At 55.5% G+C, this 23,510-nt stretch carries 24 protein-coding genes, 1 tRNA gene and 1 riboswitch; of the genes, 5 read left to right on the top strand and 20 right to left on the bottom strand.

Features of this window, described 5'->3' with window-relative positions; translation table 11 throughout:
- Positions 1-14 precede the first annotated feature (14 nt).
- Positions 15-524: a phosphoribosyltransferase family protein gene (locus QMG15_RS07725; RefSeq protein WP_281788114.1), complete on the top strand. Its 510-nt coding sequence runs from the start codon at positions 15-17 to the stop codon at positions 522-524.
- On the top strand, positions 521-1,141 hold the full coding sequence (locus tag QMG15_RS07720; RefSeq protein ID WP_281788113.1) for a phosphoribosyltransferase family protein: 621 nt from the start codon (positions 521-523) through the stop codon (positions 1,139-1,141). Before QMG15_RS07725 ends, QMG15_RS07720 begins: the two co-directional genes overlap by 4 nt.
- A gap of 53 nt (positions 1,142-1,194) precedes the next feature.
- Here the strand turns inward: QMG15_RS07720 and QMG15_RS07715 are convergent, their stop codons facing one another.
- Positions 1,195-1,725, bottom strand: a complete 531-nt coding sequence (locus tag QMG15_RS07715; RefSeq protein WP_281788112.1) for a porin family protein — start codon at positions 1,723-1,725, stop codon at positions 1,195-1,197.
- Positions 1,726-1,976: 251 nt separating this feature from the next.
- On the opposite strand from QMG15_RS07715, the gene QMG15_RS07710 reads away from it, so the two are divergent.
- Positions 1,977-2,411 carry an Hsp20/alpha crystallin family protein gene (locus QMG15_RS07710; protein ID WP_281788111.1) on the top strand — a complete coding sequence of 145 codons (435 nt, stop codon included), beginning with the start codon at positions 1,977-1,979 and terminating at the stop codon, positions 2,409-2,411.
- Positions 2,412-2,490: 79 nt separating this feature from the next.
- Positions 2,491-2,952, top strand: a complete 462-nt coding sequence (locus QMG15_RS07705; protein ID WP_108401493.1) for a CBS domain-containing protein — start codon at positions 2,491-2,493, stop codon at positions 2,950-2,952.
- Between the two features lie 20 nt (positions 2,953-2,972).
- Here QMG15_RS07705 and QMG15_RS07700 read toward each other — a convergent pair whose 3' ends face one another.
- From QMG15_RS07700 to QMG15_RS07645, 12 genes are all read right to left on the bottom strand, one after another.
- Complete coding sequence (locus QMG15_RS07700) at positions 2,973-3,887, bottom strand: spermidine synthase (RefSeq protein WP_348773316.1); 915 nt, start codon at positions 3,885-3,887, stop codon at positions 2,973-2,975.
- A gap of 63 nt (positions 3,888-3,950) precedes the next feature.
- A tRNA-Asn gene (locus QMG15_RS07695) sits at positions 3,951-4,026 on the bottom strand.
- Positions 4,027-4,060: 34 nt separating this feature from the next.
- The gene (locus QMG15_RS07690) at positions 4,061-6,061 is read right to left on the bottom strand and encodes a TonB-dependent siderophore receptor (protein WP_281788110.1); all 2,001 of its coding nucleotides are present in this window, start codon (positions 6,059-6,061) and stop codon (positions 4,061-4,063) included.
- A 180-nt stretch (positions 6,062-6,241) separates the two neighbouring features.
- The gene (locus tag QMG15_RS07685; protein ID WP_281788109.1) at positions 6,242-8,404 is read right to left on the bottom strand and encodes a TonB-dependent siderophore receptor; all 2,163 of its coding nucleotides are present in this window, start codon (positions 8,402-8,404) and stop codon (positions 6,242-6,244) included.
- A 71-nt stretch (positions 8,405-8,475) separates the two neighbouring features.
- A riboswitch (TPP riboswitch) is annotated at positions 8,476-8,578 on the bottom strand.
- A 23-nt stretch (positions 8,579-8,601) separates the two neighbouring features.
- Entirely contained in the window at positions 8,602-9,642 is a 1,041-nt protein-coding gene (locus tag QMG15_RS07680; RefSeq protein ID WP_281788108.1) for an NAD(P)/FAD-dependent oxidoreductase, read from the bottom strand.
- Between the two features lie 12 nt (positions 9,643-9,654).
- Entirely contained in the window at positions 9,655-9,981 is a 327-nt protein-coding gene (fdxA, locus tag QMG15_RS07675) for a ferredoxin FdxA (protein WP_108283995.1), read from the bottom strand.
- 99 nt (positions 9,982-10,080) lie between these two features.
- Positions 10,081-11,367 (bottom strand): GTP-binding protein, encoded by a 1,287-nt coding sequence (locus tag QMG15_RS07670; protein ID WP_281788107.1) that lies wholly within the window; start codon positions 11,365-11,367, stop codon positions 10,081-10,083.
- Between the two features lie 13 nt (positions 11,368-11,380).
- Positions 11,381-12,310 (bottom strand): sulfate adenylyltransferase subunit CysD, encoded by a 930-nt coding sequence (gene cysD, locus QMG15_RS07665; protein ID WP_281788106.1) that lies wholly within the window; start codon positions 12,308-12,310, stop codon positions 11,381-11,383.
- Between the two features lie 22 nt (positions 12,311-12,332).
- Complete coding sequence (locus tag QMG15_RS07660) at positions 12,333-13,088, bottom strand: phosphoadenylyl-sulfate reductase (RefSeq protein ID WP_281788105.1); 756 nt, start codon at positions 13,086-13,088, stop codon at positions 12,333-12,335.
- Between the two features lie 12 nt (positions 13,089-13,100).
- Positions 13,101-13,484 carry a DUF934 domain-containing protein gene (locus QMG15_RS07655; protein ID WP_281788104.1) on the bottom strand — a complete coding sequence of 128 codons (384 nt, stop codon included), beginning with the start codon at positions 13,482-13,484 and terminating at the stop codon, positions 13,101-13,103.
- 24 nt (positions 13,485-13,508) lie between these two features.
- Positions 13,509-15,293, bottom strand: a complete 1,785-nt coding sequence (locus QMG15_RS07650) for a nitrite/sulfite reductase (protein ID WP_281788103.1) — start codon at positions 15,291-15,293, stop codon at positions 13,509-13,511.
- 21 nt (positions 15,294-15,314) lie between these two features.
- Positions 15,315-16,106, bottom strand: a complete 792-nt coding sequence (locus QMG15_RS07645) for a sulfite exporter TauE/SafE family protein (protein ID WP_281788102.1) — start codon at positions 16,104-16,106, stop codon at positions 15,315-15,317.
- Positions 16,107-16,304: 198 nt separating this feature from the next.
- On the opposite strand from QMG15_RS07645, the gene QMG15_RS07640 reads away from it, so the two are divergent.
- Positions 16,305-18,536 carry an NADP-dependent isocitrate dehydrogenase gene (locus QMG15_RS07640; RefSeq protein WP_281788100.1) on the top strand — a complete coding sequence of 744 codons (2,232 nt, stop codon included), beginning with the start codon at positions 16,305-16,307 and terminating at the stop codon, positions 18,534-18,536.
- Between the two features lie 37 nt (positions 18,537-18,573).
- Here QMG15_RS07640 and QMG15_RS07635 read toward each other — a convergent pair whose 3' ends face one another.
- From QMG15_RS07635 to QMG15_RS07605, 7 genes are read right to left on the bottom strand one after another with little or no spacing between them, the layout of a single operon-like run.
- The gene (locus QMG15_RS07635; RefSeq protein ID WP_281788098.1) at positions 18,574-20,127 is read right to left on the bottom strand and encodes a cryptochrome/photolyase family protein; all 1,554 of its coding nucleotides are present in this window, start codon (positions 20,125-20,127) and stop codon (positions 18,574-18,576) included.
- Positions 20,128-20,139: 12 nt separating this feature from the next.
- Entirely contained in the window at positions 20,140-21,726 is a 1,587-nt protein-coding gene (locus tag QMG15_RS07630) for an FAD-binding domain-containing protein (protein ID WP_281788096.1), read from the bottom strand.
- Positions 21,723-21,890 carry a DUF2256 domain-containing protein gene (locus tag QMG15_RS07625; RefSeq protein WP_281788095.1) on the bottom strand — a complete coding sequence of 56 codons (168 nt, stop codon included), beginning with the start codon at positions 21,888-21,890 and terminating at the stop codon, positions 21,723-21,725. Before QMG15_RS07625 ends, QMG15_RS07630 begins: the two co-directional genes overlap by 4 nt.
- Positions 21,862-22,209: a hypothetical protein gene (locus QMG15_RS07620; RefSeq protein ID WP_281788094.1), complete on the bottom strand. Its 348-nt coding sequence runs from the start codon at positions 22,207-22,209 to the stop codon at positions 21,862-21,864. The genes QMG15_RS07625 and QMG15_RS07620 overlap by 29 nt, the downstream gene beginning before the upstream one ends.
- Positions 22,206-22,904, bottom strand: a complete 699-nt coding sequence (locus QMG15_RS07615) for a 4a-hydroxytetrahydrobiopterin dehydratase (RefSeq protein WP_281788093.1) — start codon at positions 22,902-22,904, stop codon at positions 22,206-22,208. The genes QMG15_RS07620 and QMG15_RS07615 overlap by 4 nt, the downstream gene beginning before the upstream one ends.
- Positions 22,901-23,005: a heme-binding protein gene (locus QMG15_RS07610; protein WP_281788092.1), complete on the bottom strand. Its 105-nt coding sequence runs from the start codon at positions 23,003-23,005 to the stop codon at positions 22,901-22,903. The genes QMG15_RS07615 and QMG15_RS07610 overlap by 4 nt, the downstream gene beginning before the upstream one ends.
- Positions 22,996-23,358 carry a DUF2237 domain-containing protein gene (locus tag QMG15_RS07605; protein WP_281788091.1) on the bottom strand — a complete coding sequence of 121 codons (363 nt, stop codon included), beginning with the start codon at positions 23,356-23,358 and terminating at the stop codon, positions 22,996-22,998. Before QMG15_RS07605 ends, QMG15_RS07610 begins: the two co-directional genes overlap by 10 nt.
- Positions 23,359-23,510 lie beyond the last annotated feature (152 nt).

The raw sequence follows: 23,510 nt of genomic DNA, 5'->3' as shown, positions 1-23,510 counted from the left end.
AACTGAGTGTCATCATGGACCAGATGGCCTACCAAATGGCTGGATTTGTGAGAGAGAAAAACCACAAGATGCTCATTCTTGGCGTGCGCCGTCGAGGCGCGCCATTGGCCGATCTTTTGGCCCAGCGCATGACGGCATTGTGTGGCTTGCCTGCACCCGCACGGTTTGATTTGTTGGTCAAGCGGTATGCCGACGATTTGACCTTGCTTCATCCAAAAACCCTGCTTGCAGAGGATGCGTCAAACGTGAACTTGGATCTGTCTGATACATGCGTTTGGGTGGTTGATGATGTGTTGTACACCGGACATTCTTTGCTCAAGGTGCTTGAGTATTTGATGGCCAAGCAGCCGGCCTCGGTTCGGTTTGCTGCGCTGGTGGATCGCGGCGTTGCGCGATTTCCTGTGCATGGTGATGTTGTCGGGGTTCATTTGGATGTTGCCCCTACAGACATTGTGGCGTGTCATGTGCCGCCTTATGAGCCCGTGTTTCAAATCGATTTGGTTCAGCCTAGGCGCGCGACATGATGTTTAAAAATCGAACAGATGCGGCGCAACAGTTGGCCAAGTATTTGGCGACCTACAAAGACAAACATCCTTTGGTTTTGGCAATTCCGCGTGGTGCTGTGCCCATGGGAAAAATCATTGCCAACCACTTGCAAGGTGACTTGGATGTTGTGTTGGTGCGAAAGCTGCGCGCGCCTTATTCTGAAGAAGTGGCCGTGGGCGCTGTGGATGAAAGTGGCTGGACTTACGTGTCACCCTATGCGGCCAGTCAAGGTGCAGATCAAGATTACATCGCGTCTGAGAAACACATCCAAATGGCGGTCATTTCTGAGCGGCGTCACCGCTACACGCCCATTCGAAAACCGATTGATCCGATGGACCGTTGGGTGATTGTGGTGGACGATGGACTGGCGACAGGGGCCACCATGATTGCCGCGCTGCACAGCTTACGTCGAGCAGAGCCTCGCAAATTGATCTGCGCTGTGCCGGTTGCCTCACCTGACGCTTTGTCGCGTGTGCGGCCTTTGGCAGATGAGGTGGTTTGCTTGCATGCGCCTGCTGATTTTCATTTCATTGGCCAGTACTACCAAGAATTCAACGAGGTGTCAGATGCGGATGTGATGGCGCTGTTGTCGTGACGAAATCTGTCGAGGTATAAAAAAAGCGGCTGATGAGATCAGCCGCTTTGTATTTAGAACCGATATCCCAGTGAGATGCCGTAGCCTTGTGCTCGGATGCCATCCTTGTGGTAGTAGTTCATGTAGTCCACCTGTCCATAAATGGCGGGTGTGAACTTTGTTTGCAAACCCATGCCATAGCTGACATCTGCGCCTGTTCGTTCGCTGCCGGTGGTCGCGGTGATGTTGGCGTGCGTGAGCCCCACGCGTGCGAAAAGTTCAGTGCTTTCGGTCAATGCAACTTTGGGTTTGATGGCAATGCCGTAGTTGGTGATTTCTCCATCAAACAAAGTTTTGTTGTCTTTGGAAACCGTGGTTATGTACATGGCTTCCACAGCCCAATTTTTATGTATTTCCTTGCCAACGATCAATCGCATCGCTTGTGGGTTTGATGTTTCGCCACCATCTACTTTTAGTTCAATGGGGGTATAGGCAACTTCGCCGTAATAGCCAATATCTGAGGGGTAGATGCTGGTTTGCGCTTGGGCTGCGGTGATGCCAAGCGTTGTCAAGATGCATGCCGCAAGAAGACGGTGGGGGGTCATAAAGAGTCCTTTCAAAAATGAAAGTGAATGATCTTTTCTTTTCCTTTTATCTTCTGTTCTATTTCACACATTGAAAGACGTACGGTAGAGAACGTTAAAAATTTTTAAACCTTAATGCGCCTCTTAGCGTGTGTTTTGACACAAACGTACAAGCCGTTAACTTAGAAACTAGCGGATAGGCATCTTGCTTCAAGGTGCTATTTAGGTGGGGCATTAGGCGCCACGATTGATCAACATATGGAGGATTTCCCATGACTAACTTAGCCCGTTTCAACCCTTTTCGTGAATTGACGGAACCTTTTGGTGACGACTTTTTCAAAGGCTTTGCGCTTCGACCTATCTACCGTATGACGGATGACCATCCACAGATGAAGTTAGACCTGAATGAGGATGAAAAAACCTACTTCGTCAAAGCGGAAATGCCAGGTGTTCACAAAGATGAAATCAAAGTCATGATTGATGGCAATCAAGTGTCAGTGACCGCTGAGATAAAAAAACAAAAGGAAGAAAAAGAAGGTGCGAAGACGATTCGCAGTGAGCGCTATTACGGAAAGATTTTCCGCAGCTTCACTTTGGAACAAGCGATTGATCAGGCAACCGCTGTTGCCAAGTATGAAGACGGCGTGCTGGAACTCACCTTGCCAAAGAAGCCAGGCAACCATTCAAAGCTGTTGAAGATTTCATAAGTTTGATACATCCAACCTCGACAAACCCGGACCTGTCGAGGTCGGATGCCTTGTTCGATTGACATCAAAGGAGCTCCCTATGGGCGAACGTTTAACGGTTGGCGAGATCTGCACGCGTGAAGTGACTTTTGCCGACAAAGATACAAATTTGGTCACCGCTGCACAGTTGATGCGCCGCGATCATGTGGGAGCCTTGGTGGTTGTGGACCATCTCAATGGCGAGCGCAAGGTTTCGGGCCTTCTCACGGATCGAGACATCGTGACGTGTGTGATTGCACAAGGGATTGACCCTGGTCCGTTATTTGTAGAAGACATCATGAGCGCGCCAGTGATCACCGTGCAAGAGGATGATTCGCTGATCGATTTAATGCGGACCATGCGTACCAACGGCATCCGTCGTGTCCCTGTGGTGAATGAGAAACAAGATCTTGTCGGGCTTGTCACGCTCGACGATGTGTTGAGACTACTTGCGCAAGAGTTTGGTTTGTTGGTTGCGGCGATTGATAAAAGCACGCAGCGTGAAGTCAAACGTCGCCCCTGATGCTGGGGGAGGCTGGCTTCTCAACTGAGGCTTGCACGATCTAGGGTCATGGTCTTGCTGATTGGGGCTAATGTCTTCAGCCATTTTGTTGCAGGCAAAGGCCAACGTGTTTGAATCGTTTGCGCCTGGGCCTGCAATGTGTTTGTGTCAAACACGCGAGGTGTACGCAAAGCCAGAACAATCGCATTGCCTGCTGGGGTGGGTTTGAATGCCCACACGGCGTCTTTGCCAAAAGCTGTTGTGATTTTTTTCAAGCTTTCGTCATAGTTGGAGGCTTGGCCAAATAAGTTCACCGCCATACAACCTTCGTGGGTGAGCAAGCTGCGGCAATCACGGTAAAAATCTTCGCTGTCGATTACTGGGCGGGCAGCATCTTGGTCATACAAATCAACTTGCAAAGCATCGATCTTTCCGCGCCATTGGTCGTCGCCTGCAATTTCGGCGGCGTCGCCCAATACCACCTGCAATTTGTCGTTGTCCTTGGGTAAGTTGAACCACTGCCTGCATGTCGTTATCACCTGTGGGTTTAATTCGATGGCGATGGTCCGCATCTTTAAATGCTGATAACAAAACTTGGTCAGTGATGCAGCGCCCAATCCCAGCTGCATGGCGTGTTTATGACTGACTTGATCTAAATCTGTCAATAACAACCAGCCCATCATGCGTTGTTGATATTCGAGGTGGATTTCAAACGGCTTGCTCACCTTCATAGAGCCCTGCACTGCGGGGGTGCCCAAATGCAAAAAACGCATGTCACCGTAGTCTGCAAAAGTGACCACAGGCAAATCGCCGTTTTGCTGCACCGTTTGATCTGCGTTGGCATGACTTTGATGGCTAAACGCACGCGCTTGCTTTTTTGCCATCCAAGCGCCAATCAGCATCGCCAAAATACAGCCGACTAAACCAAAAATCAGCTCAATGGGGGTCAAAACCATGTCCAATAATTCCTTCTAAAGCAAAGAAAAAGGGCCTTGCATCACTGCAAGGCCCTTATTAATTGGCTCCTCGACCTGGGCTCGAACCAGGGACCTACGGATTAACAGTCCGGCGCTCTACCAACTGAGCTATCGAGGAATACAAAAATTATAGCGCATTTTTTTCGCGTTTTTCAGAGGTGAAACTGAATTGTTGCGCGAATTGTGCGAGGTGCTCCTGGATAGAGAAAGTACTGCCCATATTGTTTCGGGGATTCACGCCAATAGTGTTTGTTGGCCAGATTGTTGATAGCCAATGTCCAGGTGGATGCGACATGGTTGACTTTGGTGTCGTAGTGTGTGGTGGCGTCCACCGTGGTCCATGCTGACAGCATGATGTCACCGTATTCGGTGACATTGCGTTTGCCCTCGTGTGACAGGCGAAGGCCAGAGCGCAATCCCACCAGGCTGGCCGAGCGGTATTCGGCCATGCCACGCAAGATGTACTTGGGCACGTTGATCGGGCGTTGGCCGTTCAGATCTGTTTGGACGGTGGCATTTTCACGTTTGGCATCTAGCCATGCGGCGCTGCCTCCCATCGACCATCGGCCCAAATGACTTTGGGCATTGAGTTCGATGCCTTGGTGGTGGGCTTGGCCATCGATTTGTTGTGTGCAGCTGGCCGTGTTTGTGTTGCAAGCACCAGAGTCGGAAATGGCGGGGCGTGTGATGTCAAACCAAGTGATTTGCCAGTTCGCGTGCGTGCCTTGACTTTTGATACCAACTTCGCGTTGGGTGCTGCGTAGCGCTGGCAAGGGTTGACCTGCGTTGGTGTAATTGGGTGTGTTGGGCGTTGCACGTGCTTCTAGGCCCTGACCGTAGCTGGCATAGACCAAGTGATGCGGGGTCAGTTGATGGCTCAAAGCTAACCAAGGCGTGCTGACACCCCGTATGTCTTGCACCGCCGCACTGCCGTCGGTTTGCATGCTTTGGCGGCTCAGTTGGGTGTGACGCAGGCCAAACCAAGCTTGTGTGCGATCAGTTAATCGCACGCGGTCATTGACGGCCACTTCGGTGCTGTAGTCAGTGCTGCTGGTTTGTCGGTAAGTGTTGTAGTCGGGGGTTGGGGTTAAGCCCCCATTGATGTTGGTCATGCCCACCAGGTTGTCGCTGTACGAGTAGGGCATTTGGTTCATTTGGCGCTGTCGCATGAGGCTGAGCTGAACGCTGTGTTCCAGCCCCCCCAATTGAACTTGACCGCGGAGTTCCGTTTGAATCGCGTCGCTCATGCGTCGCTCGTTCTCGCTGGTGTAATCCCGAATTTGAAAATTACCCATCGGCGAAAGACAAAAGCTATCGCTGATGGCGCTGCTGCAACCGGATGCATAGGTCAATCGGTCATCGGCACGCAAACGTTGCGAACCATATTGCGTATTCCACATCCAGCCGTTGTTTAACTGATGTTTCAGACGCACCGTGCCTGTCAGACCATCGAACACGCCAGGTTGCGAGTTGGGCTGACGCGTGATGTTGCGTGTGCCATCCACGGTTGGCGGCAGTACCTTTTGAGTTGGTCCGGATGACAGCAAGCTGTAAAAGTTCACCCCAATTTGCGTGTGGTGGCTTTGCTCAAACTCCCACTCCAATCGGTTGTTTCTGTTGATGCGCCAGTCCATGGCCAAGGCCACCAAATTACGGTAACCCTTGGTGTCACGAATATAAGGATCAAGGTCTTCGTGAGCCACGTTGAACCTGTAGCCGAAATCAGCGTCTTGACCAAAGCGTCCGCCCAAATCTGTGGCTACCAAACGGTTGTTTCCAGGGCCGTAACTGAGCGTGACATCACGAATGTTTTTTTCTGCGCTGGTGGGTGCGCGTTTGACCAGGTAATTGACCAAACCGCCTGGCGAGCTGGTGCCAGACTGAATGCCGCTCGTGCCTTTGAGCAACTCAATGCGCTCTTTGTTGTCCATCGGAATGATGGTCTCGGCGGAGATGGGCAAACCTTCGCGGCGGTAGTTGTAGCGGTTGTCAAGCGCAAAGCCACGCACGCTCAGTTTGTCCCAATAGGCGGGGAGGTTGTAGCTGTCGCTCACCGATGCGTCTAAGCGCAAAGCGTCGGTGACGCGTTGTGCACCTATGTCGCGTAAGGTGGTTTGGTTGATGGTGCTGACACTGATGGGTAGCTCTTGCAAGGGCGCACCATCAAAGCCGGATACCCGAATGGGAGGCTCGGCAGTGATGGTGATTTCCGTCGGATTTTGTTGCGCCCAGACTGTGGAAGTCGCCGTAATACAAAGTGCAATCGCCCTTTTTGTGCGAGAAACTTCCAAAAATCTAGATTTCCGATTCATGCCCTTGACTTTACTTGATGTTTAAAGACGGAATTGAACGCTGGCCCTTAAAGTCCGCGGAGCGCCGGGGTAGAGGTAGAAGTGGCCATCTTGCATGGGGGATTCACGCCAATATTGTTTATTAGCCACGTTGTTGATACCCAACGTCCAAGTCGATGCGATGTCGTTTATTTTTGTGTCGTAATGTGCCGTGGCGTCTAGGGTAGTCCAAGCTGGGAGCTTGATGTCGCCTATGCCGGTTACGTTTCGCTCTCCCTCGTGAGAAAAGCGAACGCCTGCGCGCAACCCTGGGACCGAGGTATACCGATATTCAGCCATGCCGCGCAAGATGTATGAGGGTACGTTGACAGGGCGCTGACCATTCAGCTCTGGCGTAAGGTTGCTGTTTTCACGTTTTGCATCAATCCATGTCAAGCCGCCGCCCAAGTTCCAGTTCTTTACCGAAGTGTTGCCGCTAAGTTCTATGCCTTTGTGGTGTGCCTCGCCGTCAATTTGTTTTGTGCAGGGTGTTGCCATTGGATCGCATCCCGATACAGGGCGAGTGATATCAAACCAAGTGATTTGCCAGCTACTTGAAAGCGTCTGTTTTTTGATACCAATTTCTTGTTGATGGCTGCGCAGGACCGGTAGTGCTTGTCCTCGATTGGTGTAGCTTGATTTGTTGGGTGTGACCTCTGTCTCGATGCCTTCACCATAACTGGCATACACCGTCATGGATGCGTCTAATGAGTGACTGAAAGCAATCCATGGTGTTGTGACGTTACGTTGATCTTGAACGGGGACGCTTCCATCTGTTTTGGTGCTTTGGCGATTCATTTGAATATGACGCAAACCCAACCAAGCTGAGGTTTGCTTACTCAGATGTATCCGGTCCTTAACACCGAACTCATTCGTGTAGTCGCTTCGTTCCGTATTTAAGTCGTATGGGGTTGGGACTGCTGTGTTGGTACCCGTTCCGTCGATATTGCCTGTGCCTGCATAGTTATATGCTTGCATCGGAGGTAGACGATTGAGTTGACGGTATCGCATGACGCTGAAAGTCAAATCGTGTTGAAAGCCAGATAGCGATGATGTTCCAGTCAACTCAGTTTGAATAACTTCTGTCTTTCTACGTTCGTTTTCGCTTCGGTAATCCCATAGGTCAAAATTGCCTTGTGGGCTGAATCTGTCCCAGTTGACGCACGTAATACTGTGGCAGTCGTAACCCCATGCATATGACAGCCGATCATCCATCCGTAGATGTTGCGTTCCGACTTGTGTTGTCCAGAGCCATCCATTGTTCAAGTTTTGTTTGAATCTGATAGTGCTCGTGAACGCATCAAATACTTGGGGTTGTGTCCAAGGTTGATAGGTGAAATTTAAACGCGGATTGACAGAAGAAGGGAAAGCCGCAGTAGATGGGTCACTTGTCCCCAGTAAGCTGTATGCGTTCACACCAATTTGCTCTCGATGGCTTTGCTCAATTTCCCATTCCAATTTGCTGTCCGAATTAATTCGAAAGTCCATTGCTAACGCGACTAAATCGCGATGACCTGTCGCATTTTTGATATAAGGATTGAGGTCTTCATGGGCTATATTGAATCGGTAGCCAAACTCTGAGGTATTACCGAAGCGTCCACCCAAATCGGCCGCTACCAAACGGTTATTCCCGTCACCGTAGCTAATGGTGACGTTGCGAATTTTTTGCTCCACACCTGTGGGGGCACGTTTGACCACATAGTTCACCAGTCCTCCGGGTGCACTAGTGCCCGCTTGCATGCCACTTGTTCCTTTAAGTAGTTCAATGCGCTCTTTGTTATCCATCGGAATCATGGTTTCGGCACTGATGGGCAAGCCTTCGCGTTGATAGTTGTAGCGGTTGTTCAATGTGAAACCTCGCACGCTGAGCATGTCCCAGTATGCAGGTGCGTTATAGCTATCTGTGACAGAAGCATCCAAATGCAAAGCATCCGATAGGCGTTGTGCCCCGATGTCTTTCAGTGTGGCGCTGTCGATGGTGGTGGTGTTGAACGGCAACTCGTGCGCGGGCACATCACCAAAGCCAGACACGCGCGCAGGCAGTTTGTCGGTGATGGTGATTTCGGTGGGATTTTGTTGCGCCCAAGCGGACGCGCAAGATGCAATGCACAGTGCAACGGCCGCGTGAACGCGCGTTGCTTTCAAGAATGGCGAATGGTTTGCCATGACGTTTCCTTAAACGTATGACAGGTCGGCTGATTTCTAAACGAGTGAATGCTCTTGTGAGTGAAGAGCCTCGTTGTAAGACCAAGCTTCCCTGCGCGAGGATTACCTCAATCAGGTTCAAAGGGACTTTCTCAGTCGAAGTCGGTGACGGCTTCAACACCCCTAGCGGATGCGTTATTGCTAACGCGATGCAGATTTTAAGCGATGCCTAGAAGGCGATGCAATTCGGTCGACGTTGTCGTGTATTGCAGCAGGGTTTTTCGTGTGGGATGCACGATAGCCGCTGCGCCAAAAGCGGCGAGGGTGGCTTCGTGAAAGCCGCACAAGATGAGTTTTTTCTTGCCGAGGTAGGTGTTGATATCGCCCACGGCAAAGATGCCTGGTACATCGGTGGCAAAGGTTTCGGTGTTGACCACCAGTTGTTTGCGCTCCATGGCCAAGCCCCAGTTGGTGATGGGGCCAAGCTTGGGCGAGAGGCCCAAGAACGCCACCACATGTTGCGCTGGGCGCTCCATGGTTTGACCATCGGGCGTGGCCACTTGCACGGCGTGAAGCTGGTTCGATGTGCTTAACAAGGCAGTAGGCTGGCCAATTTGCAGTTGCAGCTTACCGCTGGCAACCGCATCGCGCATGGCTTGCAAGAGCACAGGTTCGGCGGTAAACACATCGCGGCGGTGCATCAGCGTCACGCTGCGTGCTGCTTTTGTTTCGAGCGTGAGTTTCAACGCCGCCGCAACGGCAGATTCTTCACCGCCCAACACCACCACGTCTTGGCCTGCAAAGCGCGAGGCTTCGCCCAAGCGGTAATGCACGTGCGTGCCTTCTAGCTCTGCTGCACCTTCTACGCTCAGCTTGCGCGCTTGGAAAGCACCCACGCCTGCGGCGATGACCAAGACCTTGCAAATGAAATGCTGTTGCGCAGACGTGCGCACCGAGATGAGGCCGTCGTCCAAGCGTTCGACCTCGGTCACTTCTTGATTGAGGTGAAAGGTAGGCTCAAACGGTTTGATTTGGGTTTGCAGCTGCGCCACCAACTCACGGCCCGTGCACACGGGGATGCCGGGAATGTCGTAAATCGGTTTATCGGCGTACAGCTCGACGCACTGGCCGCCCACATGGGGCAGTGCGTCAATGACGTGGCTGCGAATGTCTTGTAGCCCGAGCTGAAAAACCTGAAACAGGCCCACAGGGCCTGCGCCCACGATGACGGCATCGGTGTGAATCGCGGAGGCCGTCATAGGACGAGGTGCTTAGCGCTTGAGTTCGGCGAGCTTGCCGGTTTTGTCTTTCCATGCGTCAGCATCGGCCATAGGCGCTTTGCGCTTGGTGATGCTGGGCCACCCGATCAAGGACAACTCAGCGTTGAGCTTGGTCATGTGTTCTTGGCCTTCTGGCACATCTTCTTCGGCGTAGATGGCGTTCACAGGGCACTCGGGGATGCACACTGCGCAGTCGATGCACTCGTCTGGGTCGATGGTGAGGAAGTTGGGGCCTTCGCGGAAGCAGTCGACGGGACAAACGTCCACACAGTCGGTGTACTTACATTGGATACAGGCTTCGGTGACAACGTGCGTCATGACAATTCAATCGATGGGTAAAAAAGAGGGCGCAACAGCGGGAGCTGTGCGCCAAGCCTTTGATTTTAAACGGGATTCAATACGGGGCTAGAAGTTGGGTCAGTTCACCAACACAGCGCCCGAGGTTTTGTGGGTGGCCGTGTCGACCAACACCAAAGCACCCAAGATGCGCGACTGCTTGAAAGGCAGCGTCACCAAAGGCTCTTGCAAGGCCAAAGTGACGTGGCCAATGGCGTTGGGGGCCAGCTCGGTGGCTTCTTCTTCGGCCAAGGTGTTCACGTTCAGGCGGTGCACCACGCGTTGCACTTTGGCTTTGACCCAGCGGTGACCGTGCAAAGCCCAGTACACACGGCCAGCCACCAAGGGCTCGTCGTCCATCCAAGCGATGGTGGTGTTGAGTTGGCGTTGACCTTCGGTGCTGCCTTCGGCGGCCAGCAACCAGTCACCACGCGAGACATCCACTTCTCGGTCCAGCACGATGCCTGCGCTGTGGCCAGCAGCTTTGTTTTGTGGCTCGCGTGTGGCCGACAGCACTTGCGACACCACCGCAGTTTGGCCGCTTGGGAATACTTTGATGGTTTGACCTGGCTCGATGGTGCCCGTGGCCACACGGCCCCAGAACACGCGACGGCCTTGGGTGGTCACGCCGGAGTCGTGGAATTTTTCGACCCACTGCACGGGGAAGCTGAAGGCCACCTCGGTTTCAGCGGGCGTGTTGGGCAAGGCTTCCAAGATGCTCAACAGGCTTGGGCCGGTGTAGCCGCACCAAGCAGCTTGGTCGGCGTTGGTGGTGTCCACCACGTTCCAGCCTTTGAGGGCGGACACGGGCACCATGGCCGTGATGGTGATGCCTGCTTCAGTTGCGAACTTGCGCAATGCGGCTTCGATGTTTTGGTAAGCCAAAGCGGGGTCGTCCACCGCATCGAGTTTGTTGATGGCGAACACGATGGAGGGCACGCGCAGCAGGTTGACCAACAGCGAATGGCGACGGGTTTGGGGCAACAGTTCAAGCGCAGGGTTTTTCCAGTCCAGCTTGATGGCATCCACCAACACCACGGCAGCGTCAGCGCTAGAGGCAGCGGTCACCATGTTGCGTGTGTACTGCTCGTGGCCGGGGGCGTCGCCGATGATGAACTTGCGTGCTTCGGTATTGAAGTAGCGGTAGGCCACGTCAATCGTGATGCCTTGTTCGCGTTCGGCAGAGAGGCCGTCGGTGAGCAAAGCCAGGTCGGTTTCGCCTGAGCGTTGCACGCCTGCCAAGTGGTCTTGCAACACTGCTTTGGTGTCGACCAGCAAGCGGCCAATCAAGGTGCTTTTGCCGTCATCGACTGAACCACAGGTGATGAATTTCAGTGCGTTTTGTGTATCTGTATTTGTTGTAGTCATCAAATTCACCGTCTTAGAAGTAGCCGTCTTTTTTGCGCTTCTCCATCGAAGCCTCAGAGGTTTTGTCGTCCATGCGGGTCGCGCCGCGTTCACTCACATCGGCGGCCAAAGTTTCGATCACGATTTGTTCGGGCGTGGCCGCATCGCTCTCGACAGGGCAAGTGCAGGTGATGTCGCCCACGGTGCGGAAGCGCACGTCGCGAATCACCACTTCTTCGCCGTCCTTCGGTGGTGTGAGTTCGGTCACGGGCACCAGCAAGCCACGGCGGTCCACCACTTCGCGTTTGTGCGTGTAGTAAATCGAAGGCAGCGCGATTTTTTCGCGGGCGATGTATTGCCACACGTCCAGTTCGGTCCAGTTGGAGATGGGGAACACGCGGAAGTGTTCGCCGGGCTGCAACTTGTGGTTGAACAAGGTCCACAGTTCAGGACGTTGTGCCTTGGGTTGCCATTGGCCAAAGCTGTCGCGGTGGCTGAAGATGCGTTCTTTGGCACGGGCTTTTTCTTCGTCACGGCGTGCGCCGCCAATGAGGGCATCAAAGCGGAATTCTTCGATGGCTTCGAGCAAGGTGACCGATTGGTGCACGTTGCGGCTTTCACCAGGGTGAGCCAAACGCACCGTGCCGCGCTTCATCGAGTCTTCCACGCTGCGCACGATCAGCTCAGCACCGAGTTCTTTGGCGCGTGAGTCGCGGAAATCGGTCACTTCTTTGAAGTTGTGACCCGTGTCAATCATCAACAGAGGGTAGGGGATGCGGCCAGCGCCAAAAGCTTTTTCAGCGCACTTGAGCATGACGAGCGAATCTTTGCCGCCCGAGAACAAGAGGGTGGGACGCTCAAAGGCAGCGGCGACTTCGCGCAAGATGAAGATGGTTTCTTCTTCTAGCGCATCGAGGTGGGTGTTGCTTAAGTGGTGCAACTCGTTTTGGGTGGTAGCGTTCATGACGTTTCTCGGTATCTAATTTTTATTTCTTCACGTGCAAGCCGCACTCTTTGGCGGCTTCGTCTTCCCACCACCAGCGGCCAGCGCGAAACTCTTCGCCTAGGCTGATGGCGCGTGTGCAAGGTGCACAGCCCACGCTGGGGAAAAACTGGTCGTGCAGTGGGTTGTAGTCCACGTTGTTGGTGGCGATGTAGTGCCACACATCGCCCCATGTCCATTTGGCCAATGGGTTGAACTTGGTCAAATTTTTCGTGGCCACTTCGCTGTCGTCTTGCAAAGGCACATCGGCGCGGGCGCTCGATTGCTCTTGGCGCAAGCCAGTAATCCAAGCGCGTTGGCCTTTGAGGGCGCGAGCGAGAGGCTCCATCTTGCGAATGCCGCAGCACGCTTTGCGCAGCTCAATGCTTTTGTACATTGCGTCTTGGCCCTCAGCGCGCACAAATTGGATGACCGACTCATGCACAGGGCGATACACGTGGATGGGGGCGCGTGAGGTGGCCTCGGTGCGCTCCAGCAAAGCCAAAGTCTCGGTGTGCAGCGCGCCGGTTTCCAGCACGAACACGGGAATGTCGAGCTGCAAGCTGTTGATGAGGTGGGTGATGACCACATCTTCCGCACCCAAGCTGGATGCTTGTGTGACGGGCGAAAACTCAGCCGCTGCGCGTTGCAACAAGGCTTGGGTTTCGGCCAGCTTGGCCGTGAAGTCGTCGCTGGCGCGGGCGTTCAAGGTGGTGGCCTTGGACTGGCCGTTGGCCGACAGGAATGAACTGGTGCGCATATGGATGCCTGCTTAACCCACGCGGGCAAATTTGGGGTCAGCTGTGACGGCATCGCCTTGGTAGAAGGCTTTGTAGTGCGTCAACAGCTTTTCGCCGTGTGCCGCGTCTTGGTCGTCGCGCAGCACAGCACTGGAAAAACCGCTGCGTTGCATTTGCAGCAGCTGGTCAATCAACACGTCGCCATGGGCGCGGATGTCACCGCCAAAGCCGCGACGGCGCAGCACAAACGCTTGGCTGAAAGCGCGGCCATCGGTGAACTTGGGGAAGTTCAAATCGATGCGCTCCAAGCCTTCGAGGTCCAGGGTTTGCACGTCCACGTCGTTGGCCAACGCGCGTGCCGAAATTTCTTTATCAGCGCCGTCGGCGTTGTGTTGGGTAATGATTTGCAAGCTCATATTTATCTCGTATCTGTTTTAGGCTTAAGCAGCGCGTGCGGTGGTGTTGCGGGCCGAGTTGGCCGCCGCTTTGAACACATCAAAGCCCACGCGGTTCAGGGTGCGTGCAAAGGTTTCGTGGGTTTCGCGCTTGTCGCGGTACACGTCCAGCACGGCTTCCACCACGTCTACCACTTCGGCAGCGGCGAACGATGGGCCGACCACTTTGCCTGCTTTGGCAGGGCCGCTCAAGAACGAACCGTCTGAGCCGCCGAGGGTGACTTGGTACCACTCTTGGCCGTCTTTGTCCACGCCCAAGATGCCAATGTGACCGCTGTGGTGGTGGCCGCATGAGTTGATGCAACCGCTGATGTGCAAGTCAATCTCGCCCAAGTCAAACAACTCGTCGAGGTCTTGGTAACGCTCGGTGATGGCGGCTGCAATCGGCAATGAACGGGCGTTGGCCAAGGCGCAGTAGTCGCCGCCGGGGCAAGCAATCATGTCGGTCAGCAAGTGCACGTTGGCGCGGGCAAAGCCAGCGGCTCGTGCCGCTTGGTACAGATCGGCCAACTGATCAATGCGCACCCAAGGCAGCACCAAGTTTTGGTCGTGGTTCACGCGCACTTCGCCTGAGCTGAATTGGTCGGCCAAGTCAGCGGCAGTGGCCAGTTGGTCTGCGGTGGCATCGCCTGGGGCTTGGCCCAAACGTTTGAACGACAAGGTCACCACGCGCAGGCCAGGGTTCTGGTGGCTGGTCACGTTTTGTTGCAACCAGCGGGTGAATTCTTTGTCAGCCTTGGCTTGTGCCAGCAAGGCTTGTTCGGCTTTTTCTTGGGCGTCGTCAGGTACCACGTCCACAGGCGGAGACACAAAGCAGGCGCTCACGCGGTCGAGCTCGACTTGCGGGATGGTGTGGTGTGCACCGCTTTCCAAAATGCGCTCGTATTCGGCTTCGACTTCGTCAAAGTAGCGTTGGCCTTCGGCCTTCACCAAAATCTTGATACGCGCTTTGTAGATGTTGTCGCGGCGGCCCCAGCCGTTGTACACGCGCACCACGGCTTCGAGGTAGTTGATGATTTGGTTCCAAGGCAAGAACTCGCGAATCACGCTGCCCGTGATGGGGGTGCGGCCCATGCCGCCGCCGACCAACACTTGGAAGCCCACTTCGCCTTCGTCGTTGCGCAACACGCGCAAGCCCACGTCGTGCCATGCAATGGCTGCGCGGTCTTCGGTCGCGCCCGTGATGGCGATTTTGAATTTACGGGGCAGGTAAGCGAACTCGGGGTGCAAGGTGCTCCACTGGCGCAGCACTTCGGCGTAGGGGCGTGGGTCGACGTCTTCGTCCACCGCAATGCCAGCACGCTCGTCGCTGGTGATGTTGCGAATGCAGTTGCCGCTGGTTTGAATGCCGTGCAGGTTGACGCTGGCCAACAACTCCATCACATCGGCGCTTTTCTCCAACGGAATCCAGTTGAACTGCACGTTTTGGCGGGTGGTGAAGTGGCCGTAGTTGACCGTGAGCTTGGGGGCGTCAATGCCGCCAATTTTGTCCTGCGTGCTTTGCGCGCGGGCCAGCAGCTCAGTCGAAGGCGTGTCGTAGTCGCGAGCGATTTTGGACAACACGCGCAGTTGCGCACTGTTGAGTTCACCGTAAGGCACGGCCACGCGCAGCATGGGGGCGTAGCGTTGCACGTACCAGCCGTTTTGCAAACGCAAAGGGCGGAAGTCATCGTCGGCCAATTTGCCAGCCAAGTTGCGGGTGAGTTGGTCGCGGTACTGCGCAGCGCGTGCTTTGACAAACTCTGAATCGAAGGCGGTGTATTGATACATCTAAGAACTCAAACGAAAAAATTAAGCAAAAACCAACTTGCTGCCAGCCCAAGCCAGCAACACAGAAAGAATCGAACGAATCACGCGCTCTGGTGTTTTGTGCATCAGGCGAGTGCCTAACCAAATACCAGGCAAGGAGCCTGCGAGCAATAAGCTCAACAAAGACCAATCGACCGAGCCCAAGGAGGCATGACCCAAGCCAGCCACCATGGTCAGCGGCACGGCATAGGCAATGTCAGCCGCCACGATGCGTGACAGCGGCAACTGTGGGTACAGGATCATAAGCACCGTCACGCCAATGGCGCCTGCGCCCACCGAGGTGAGGGTCACCAAGGTACCAATGGCTGCACCAAATAACACGGGCAGGGCCCAATGGCCGGGCTGTGTGGCTTGGCGCAAGTTCTCTTCGGCCAACACCACTGGGACTTGTTTGCCGCGGATGACCTTGTACAGCATGGCGCTGGCTGTCAGCAGCAGAGCGAGGCCCAAAGTGAGCTTCATCACTTTTTCAACGGCGGGGTCGGAAGGGCCGATGTTGTGCAGCACCCAAAGCGTGGCGCCTGAGGCGGGAATGCTGCCAGCGCACAGGGCCATCACCACGCGCCAAGGCACGATGCGCTGACGCGCAAAGCTGAACGTGCCGCCCGCCTTGGTGAAGGCTGCAAACAGCAGGTCAGTGCCCACGGCCATGTAGGGCTTGACGCCGAAGAAGAAAATCAAAATGGGCGTCATCAGCGAGCCGCCGCCCACCCCGGTCAAACCCACGACCAAGCCCACAAAAAAGCCAGCGAATACGAAACCAAAATCTTGCATAGGCGTGGACTGTAGGCGGTCTTTATGCCAAAACAAACGATTTGTTTGTTCTACATATATGCCAAATCGGAATAAGGAATTGAGCGGGGTCTAAGCCGTAAGCAAAGCGCAGGGGCAGGTGGGCTAAAGTGCCGTGGATAATGCAGGGTTCAACCCGTATTTCTTTCACCCTATCCAAACAAAGAATGAGACCGAGCAATGGCTGCTGAAAAATCCAAAATTGTTTACACCCTGACTGACGAAGCGCCCTTGTTGGCAACGGCTTCGTTCTTGCCAATCATTCGTACCTTTGCTGCACCCGCAGGCATTGATGTGGTGTCGAGCGACATCTCTGTGGCAACCCGCATCTTGGGTGAGTTTTCAGACCTGTTGCCAGAAGCTCAGCGCGTGCCGCACAACTTGTCCGAACTTGGCAAACTGACTCTGAAGCCAGAAGCCAACATCATCAAGCTGCCCAACATCAGTGCCTCCGTGGGCCAGTTGACCGCCGCCATCAAAGAGTTGCAAGCCAAAGGCTACGCCTTGCCCGACTACCCAGATGCGCCCACCACCGACGAAGACAAAGCCATCAAAGCTCGCTATGCCAAGTGCATCGGTAGCTCGGTGAACCCTGTTTTGCGCGAAGGTAACTCTGACCGTCGCGCACCTCGCGCTGTGAAAGAGTTCGCACGCAAGAACCCACACAGCATGGCTGAGTGGAGCCAAGCCTCTCGCTCGCACGTGTCACACATGCACCACGGCGACTTCTACCACGGTGAAAAATCTTTGACCTTGGACAAAGCCCGTGACGTGAAGATGGAACTCATCACCAAGAGTGGCAAAACCATTCTGTTGAAGCCCAAAGTTTCTTTGCTTGACAAAGAAATCATCGACAGCATGTTCATGAGCAAGAAAGCGCTGGTCGAGTTCTATGAAAAAGAAATCGAAGACGCACACAAAACAGGCGTGATGTTCTCCTTGCACGTGAAAGCCACCATGATGAAGGTGTCTCACCCCATCGTGTTCGGCCACTGCGTGAAAATTTTCTACAAAGAAGCGTTCGCCAAGCACGGTGCTTTGTTTGAAGAGTTGGGCGTGAACGTGAACAACGGCATGGCCGACCTTTACAACAAGATCGCCGCCTTGCCTCAATCTAAGCAAGACGAAATCAAGCGCGACTTGCACGCTTGCCACGAGCACCGCCCAGAGTTGGCCATGGTCGACTCTGCCAAAGGCATCACCAACTTCCACTCACCCAACGACATCATCGTGGACGCTTCCATGCCCGCCATGATCCGCAACGGCGGCAAGATGTGGGGCGCCGATGGCCGCTTGAAGGACGCCAAGGCTGTGATGCCTGAGTCGACCTTTGCCCGTATCTACCAAGAGATGATCAACTTCTGCAAGTGGCACGGCAACTTCGACCCCAAGACCATGGGCACGGTGCCTAACGTGGGTTTGATGGCGCAACAAGCCGAAGAATACGGTTCACACGACAAGACCTTTGAAATTCAAGAAGACGGCGTGGCCAACATCACCGACTTGGCCACAGGCGAAGTTTTGTTGACACAAAACGTGGAAGAAGGCGACATCTGGCGCATGTGCCAAGTCAAAGATGCGGCCATCCGTGACTGGGTGAAGTTGGCTGTGACCCGCGCACGCAACTCTGGCATGCCTGCCATCTTCTGGTTGGACCCCTACCGTCCCCACGAGAACGAGTTGATCAAGAAGGTCGACCTGTACTTGAAAGACCACGACACCAAAGGCTTACACATTGAGCACATGTCTCAAGTGCGCGCCATGCGCTTCACTTTGGAGCGCGTGAGCCGTGGCTTGGACACCATCTCGGTGACCGGCAACATCTTGCGTGACTACTTGACCGACTTGTTCCCCATCATGGAACTCGGCACCTCGGCCAAGATGCTCTCCATCGTGCCTTTGATGGCGGGTGGCGGCATGTACGAAACAGGTGCGGGTGGTTCAGCACCTAAGCACGTGCAACAGTTGGTGGAAGAAAACCACTTGCGTTGGGATTCACTGGGTGAGTTCTTGGCCTTGGCTGTGTCTTTCGAAGACATGGGTCTGAAAAACGGCAACGCCAAAGCCAGCGTGTTGGCCAAGACCTTGGATGCCGCGACTGGCAAATTGTTGGACACCAACAAAAACCCATCGCCCAAAACAGGTCAGCTCGACAACCGTGGCAGCCAGTTCTACTTGGCCATGTACTGGGCCCAAGAATTGGCAGCGCAAACCGAAGACAAGGACTTGGCTGCCAAGTTCGCGCCTTTGGCCAAAACGCTGACCGAGAACGAAAAGAAGATCGTGGACGAACTCAACAGCGTTCAAGGCAAGCCTGTGGACATCGGCGGTTATTACCTGCCCGATGCCAAGAAGCTCGAAGCCATCATGCGCCCAAGCGCCACGTTCAACGCGGCTTTGGCTAGCGTCTAAGCCTCAGGTCGCTTAGCGATCAAAGCCCTCCAAGCCTTCAAGCTTGGGGGGCTTTTTGTTGGGCGCGATGTGTTTGTGCCTGAGTGGCAATCGCCTCGCGTTGCTCAGGCGTGAGGCGGTTGAGGTTTTTCAGCTGCATCAACATGCGCGGGTTTTTGGCCAGCATCTCGTTGTGACGGTTGAGGTAGTCCCAATACAAAGTGGTGAAGGGGCAGGCTGTGTCGCCCGTGGCTTCTGCGGGGTTGAAGCGGCAGCCTTTGCAATGGTTGCTCATGCGGGCTATGTATTTGCCACTGGCCACATAGGGCTTGCTGGCCATCAGGCCGCCATCGGCAAACTGGCTCATGCCCAGTGTGTTGGGCAGCTCCACCCATTCCACCGCATCCACATACACGCCGAGGTACCACTGGTGCACTTGCTTGGGTTCTACCCCCAGTAGCAGGGCGTAAAGGCCAGTGACCATCAAGCGTTGGATGTGATGCGCGTAGCCATGTTGCAAGGTTTGCGTGATGGCATCGCGCAAGCAGGCCATCTCGGTGTCACCCGTCCAGTAAAACTCGGGCAGCGCTTCGTGCGCTTGCTGGGCATTGCCCTCGGCGTAGTCGGGCATCTGGGTCCAGTAAATGCCGCGCACGTATTCACGCCAGCCCAAAATTTGCCGCACAAAACCTTCCACGGCTTCCAGCGGTGCGTGGCCTTTGTGAAAGGCAGCCTCTGCCGCAGCCAGCACCTCACGCGGGTTGAGCAGCTTCAGGTTCAACGCGCACGACAGATGCGAGTGGTACAGCCACACTTCGCCTTCCCACATGGCGTCTTGGTACAAACCAAAGCTGGGCAGTCGATGGGTGATGAATTCATCCAGCGCCACCAAGGCCTGTACGCGCGTGACAGGCCAACCAAACTGCGTGATGGCGCCGGGGTGGTGCGCCAGTTTGTCGTTGACCAAACGCATCACGTCTTGGGTGATGGTGTCGGGCGCTACACGCGTAGGGGCGGGCAGCAAGCCGGGGCCTTGTTTGCCAAAACTGCCTCGGTTGTCTGCATCAAAGTTCCATTGGCCGCCGATGGGCTTTTTGCCCTCCATCAAGATGCCATTTTTCTGGCGCAGCTCGCGGTAGAAATACTCAAGGCGCAACTGCTTGCGGTCTTTGGCATGCGCGGCAAAGTCGCGCACGGTGCTGAAGAAGTGCGTGTCGTCTTTGATCTCTAGCGGCAAGTCGTGTTGTTGCGCGACAGCGCGAAGGCTTTGCAACACACGCCAGTCGCCGGGGGCTGTCATCACCAAGAGTTGGGGCTTCACTTGGGCAATGGCCTTGCTCAGCTCACCGGCCAAGGTGCCTGTGTTGTTCGCGTCATCAAGCTGGCTGTACATCAGCGGCCAGCCCCGTGCTTGCAGGTGTTCGGCGAAGTGCCGCATGGCACTTAAGAAAACCGTGGTGCGTTGTTTGGACGACGGGATGTGCGTGGACTCTTCCAGCACCTCGGCCATCCACACGGTGTCGTGCGCTGGGTCGAAGTCGGTCAGGGCGGAGGCATCTTCATCCAGCTGGTCACCCAAGATGAGGATGAGGCGTTTGCGTGGGGGAGTCATGTGAGGCGCTTTTTAAAAATCAAAACCGAGCTGTTTTTTGTCGGTGGTGGGGGCAACTGATGTGCGGCGAGTGCGGGTTTGTTTTCCCCAGTTTTTACGAGAGGCATGTTTGTCGACCACGGCTTTTTTAGCTGCTTTGACTTCGTCGGTTTGGCGTCGGCTGTGCAGCCACTGTTTGGCCTCGCGCGTGGCTTGCGCCAAGTCGACCACGGGCTGTGACAACGCGCTGTCCATGTCGCCGCCCACAAACACGCCGAGGTGCGTTTGCATCGTGTGCGGCATGAGCCACGGCTCAAACAGCCAAGTGTCGGGCACTTGCCGTAGCGCTGGCAGCCATTGCCGCACAAAGCGACCATGTGGGTCGTGGTCTTGCGCTTGTTTGATGGGGTTGTACACGCGCGTGGTGTTGATGCCCGTGGTGCCTGATTGCATCTGCAGTTGGCTCCAGTGGATGCCTGGCTCATAGTCTAAAAACTGCGTGGCCAGCCACTCGCCCACGGGCCGCCAATGCAGCCACAGCGGATAGGCCGCCACCGACACCAGCATGGCGCGCATGCGAAAGTTCAGCCAGCCGGTTTCGCGCAACATCGTCACACACGCGTCCACCATGGGCCAGCCGGTACGCGCGGCTTTGAGGGCTTCAAAATGCGCTTCGTTGAAATCGTGTTCGCGCAAGCCGTCGTAACCGCGGTGCATGTTTTGCCATTCGATGGCGGGTTCGCTCTCGAGCTTTTGGATGAAGTGGCAGTGCCAGTACAAACGGCTGATGAAGGCGGTCAAGCCTGCGCGGTGGCGGCTTGCTTGTGGCGGCAGTCGGGCGATGTGTGCCCGCGTGTGTTGCACCACCTCGCGCATGCTGATGCAGCCCCACGCCAAGTAGGCCGACAAACGCGAGCATGCATCGGGTGCCGACAACGGCGACGAAATGCCGCCGCGATAGCCCAAGCTGCGTGCATGCAAAAAGCTGTGCAAGGTGTCTAAGGCCAAGTGGCGGCCACCGCGTTGGCGCAGGGGCGGGTTGTGTTGCAGGTGCTCAGGGGCTTGCATCTGCGAGGGTGTGCACCAAGCGCTGCGCACTTCAGTGGGTATCTCGCTGTGGGATGCGCGTTGCCGCCAAAACCGCAACTCGCCCACATCCTGCACAGGCTCCGACATGTGCCGCTCCCAAGCTGGTTGCCAGAGGTTGCGGTTCTTCAACACACGCACCACGCCAAACTGTGGGTACTCGTGCCAACCCACGTTGTGCGCTTGGCACCATGCGCCCACCCTCAGGTCGCGTGCGTAGGTAAAGCCGTTGCCCGTTTCTTGATGTGCATGCAGTTGCCGAAAAGGCGCTTCGCTCCAAATGCGGCTCAGCACATCGGGCAGCTCACCTATGTGGACTTCCACGCAGCCACCTTGCAAACGCAGCGCGTCATCGAGGGCCTGCAATGATTCACGTACAAATTCAAAGTGCTGCAAGGCGGCATCGGGTTGCAGCCACAGCTCGGGCTCCACCACGTAAATGCAGCGCACAGGCCCGCGCAGCGCTGCTTGCGCCAAGGCCGCGTGGTCTTGCCAGCGCAGGTCTCGTTTGAACCAAACCAGGTCGTAACTCATGGGGGTGTGGGCGATTTGTTTTTGCGGCAAGCGTCCGAGCAGTACAACACCTGCTCCCAGTTTTTAGCCCAAGCCTTGCGCCACGTCATGTCACGCCCGCAGGTTTTGCAGGGCTTGCTGGGCAGGCTTTGCTTGTTACCTTTGAATGTGTTTGTCTGAGCCAAGGGGCAGCTCCTCCATCTCGTAGGCGTCGGCCACGTAGGCTGGGCCTTTCATCAACATCACGATCAAGCAACCAATCGCCAGTGTCAGCACCAGTGTCCAGTGCAGCATGACGACGCCAAGCATCACATAAAAAAACTGTTCCACCGCGCGTGCGTTTTGTGTGGCGGAATCCAGCCCATCCAACACATACGCGCCAGCACTGGCCAGCAAAGGCAGCGCTGTACCTGCGGCCAAAATGACATGCAGCCTTTTCCAAATTTGCCACTCCAGGCCTGCGGGTGAGCGTTGAAAGCCATCGAGTTTTTTGAGGTACTTCATGAGGTGGTGCTCAGTTGGTCGATGGCTTGGGCAAGGGTGAAATCTTTGTGCGTCAGGCCTGCCGCATCATGGGTCCAAATGCGCACCTGCAGCTGCGTGTAGCTCGACAGCACCTCGGGGTGGTGGTCTTGGGTTTGGGCGAGTTGGGCGATTTGGTTGAACCGTGCCACCGCCGCCTCGAAGCTGGGCAGTGTCCAGCTTTTGAAGAGGCACAACGTGTGGTGCTGTGGGTGGATCTCTAGCGTCCACTGCGAGAGGGCCGTCATCGCCTGTTGCACGTCTGTGGACTCAATGTGGCGCAGGGCGTTGAGGGTGTGGGCATCCACCGACACGCGCACGCCCAGCGCGCCCGAGCCTTGGCGCACGGGTGACTTGCGCAAGCCGATGTCCAAGGCCTCTATTTCGCGGTAGGCCGCACACGCATGGACGATGCGCGTGATGAGGCGCTCTTGCGTTTCGTAGTGGCCATCGTCGGCGAGGCGGTCGATTTCGGCCACCAAGGGGTCATAGTCAAACACATGGGACATGCCGTCTTGCGCGATCAACACCAGCACAGGCGACAGCCACAGCGTGAGGTCAAGCACGTGGGCATCGGGCACCACATCGTGCGGGCCGTAGGTGCCAATGTGGGTGTTCAGGCGCAGATCGCGTAGTTCGACGCAAGCTTGGCGTGAGGTGGGATGTTGCGTGGTCATGGTGCAGCCACCTCCACCATGATTTCGTTGCGCCTGAACATGGGCAGCGTCCAGGGCGGGTCATAGCGCGACAGCTGGGGCGTGCGTGTGTTCAAGCGCATGACTGCAATTGCTCCAGCGTGACGAACTCAAGAGCTTTGGCGTGTGTGCATTCCAGCACCACAGGCGGAGCCATGCCAGCCTCAAAGGCTTCTTGCCAGCGGCGGGCACACAAGCACCAGCGGTCGCCGGCTTTGAGACCCGCAAAGCGGTATTCGGGACGCGGGGTGATCAGGTCGTTGCCCCTTTGCAGCGAGAAATCTAAAAATGCTTGCGTGACTTTGGCACACACCACGTGGCTGCCTTGGTCGTGCGCGTCAGTGTGGCAACAACCATCACGGTAGTAGCCCGTGAGCGGGTCGTAGGAGCAGGGCACCAGGGCAGTGCCCAAAACGTTGCGTGCTTCGGTGGTCATGGTCGGTCTTTCGTTGAGCTTATTGCCAAAGTTCGCGCTAAGCGCTGTCTGCAGCGTAGTCGTGCGCTTGCTTGTCTGGGTCGAAGCACCTTGCCCCTCGGGGAGCAGTGCCGCAACCGCTCAGGTACAGCGAATAGCCTTGGTTGTCGTCG

Origin of the sequence: Limnohabitans sp. INBF002 (genome assembly GCF_027924905.1) — a bacterium.
In the GTDB taxonomy this organism is placed as follows: Bacteria; Pseudomonadota; Gammaproteobacteria; order Burkholderiales; family Burkholderiaceae_C; genus Limnohabitans.
The sequence above is the reverse complement of the archived record's forward strand: the minus strand, read 5'-3'. Positions and strand labels throughout refer to the sequence as shown.